1 protein-coding gene is annotated in these 1,527 nt (G+C 64.4%); it reads right to left on the bottom strand.

Annotated features, from left to right (window positions below; translation table 11 throughout):
* Positions 1 to 144: 144 nt before the first annotated feature.
* Positions 145 to 1,446: an IS1182 family transposase gene (locus F1002_RS20830; protein WP_150430966.1), complete on the bottom strand. Its 1,302-nt coding sequence runs from the start codon at positions 1,444 to 1,446 to the stop codon at positions 145 to 147.
* Positions 1,447 to 1,527: the final 81 nt, after the last annotated feature.

The following is a 1,527-nucleotide window of genomic DNA, read 5'->3' as shown; positions in this document are numbered from 1 at the left end:
CTCAGAGTTTGTGAATCTTTCGTTCGCAGAACCGATTAGACGCGCGAGCGGGGTTAACACCTTTTTGCTGGGCGCGATTGGGTTTTTGCATCGTTTGTGCTGCTATCGACGGTTCATTTGACGTTTTTCCCCATTTTTCGCCCTTTAAACCCCGATTCCGGGAACGGCAGACGCACCTGTCCCTACCCCGAGCAATTCCGGTGCGAGGCTGACCATGCGCATCAGGTTGTGCGCCAGCGCAAAGATCAGCATCACACACTTGACCTTCGCCAGACCCCGCACCCGGAACTGCTGCAGGCCGCGGTTGCGGCTGTGCGCATTGACGCATTCGGCCGTCGCCGCTCGCCGCTTGTAAATGACCTTCGCCTCGTCCGTGCCCATCCGTTGCCGCCAGGCCGCCACCGCTTCGCTGTCGCCGGCCTTCGCCTGGTGAGGATCGACCGCCTTGTCCTTCGGTTGGGGGACTGGCCCATAGACGACAGTGCTCTGGCTCGCCTGCTCGATTTGCTCGTGTCCGACGTAGCCGCCATCGACCAGCCAGGCTTCGGGCAACTGACCGCAGCGCGCAGTGACCTGCTCGATCATCGGCACCATCTGCCCTTGGTCGCTGCCGACGGTGGTCACCTCGACCCCCACGATCACCAGCGAGTCGGCGTCGCTCGCCAGTTGCGGGTTGTACGCCGGTCGAAAGCCGCCGTCACCCATCTTCATCACCGTCGCTTCGGCATCGGTCATCGACGCTCGCGCCTGGTCGGGGTTTTTGCCTTGCCGCAGCTTGATCGCTTCGATCTCGGGCAACCGCGCCAGCGCCTTCTCAAGACGCGCTTCACGCTCTTTCGCCGCCCGTAGCCGGGCCGCTTCCCGCGCCCGTTCGGCCTGCGCCGGGTCCGCCTCCACCTCGGCTTTGAGCCGCGCGACTTCGGCACGCGCAGCCTCCAGGTAACCTTCGAGCTTCTCTTTGCGGCGAAACGAGCCCGCCCCGGCGCTGGCGCGCACACGCATCCCGTCCTGCGCCACCTGCTTGAGCTTGACCACCCCGGCCGCCATCAGGCTGGCGATGCTCACACTCAGCAACTCGTCCAGCCCTTCGCCCTGATCCTTGCGAAAGTCCGAAAGCGTGTGGTGATTGACCTGAACCCCACCGCACAACCAGCGGTAGGCGTCATGCGACTCGAGCAGCCGTGACACCGCCCGCGCGCTGCCCACCCCGTCGAGCGTGGCGTACAGCCACAGCGCCAGCAAAATCTCCGGCGCGATTGCCGAGCGGCCCACCCCGCCATCGACCGCACGAATCCCGGCGTAGAACCGTGACAGGTCTTGCCGCTCGACGTACGCCCACACCAGGCGCGCCCGATGCCCCTCCGGCAGCAGTGACTCCAGGTCACTCGCCCGAAACTCCATCTGCCCCCGGTTGGGCCGCAGCACCCGTGCTCGCGTCTTCGTCATCGGCGCAAATCCAGCCCTTGCATTAAGACCTGATTATACCAAAGACATATCCGTGGCCGCCGATTTTTCACAGCCTCTCAG

It is taken from the genome of Dechloromonas sp. CZR5 (assembly GCF_008711155.1).
In the GTDB taxonomy this organism is placed as follows: domain Bacteria; phylum Pseudomonadota; class Gammaproteobacteria; order Burkholderiales; family Rhodocyclaceae; genus Azonexus.
Note: the sequence above shows the minus strand (reverse complement) of the source record. Positions and strands in the feature narration are given on the sequence as shown.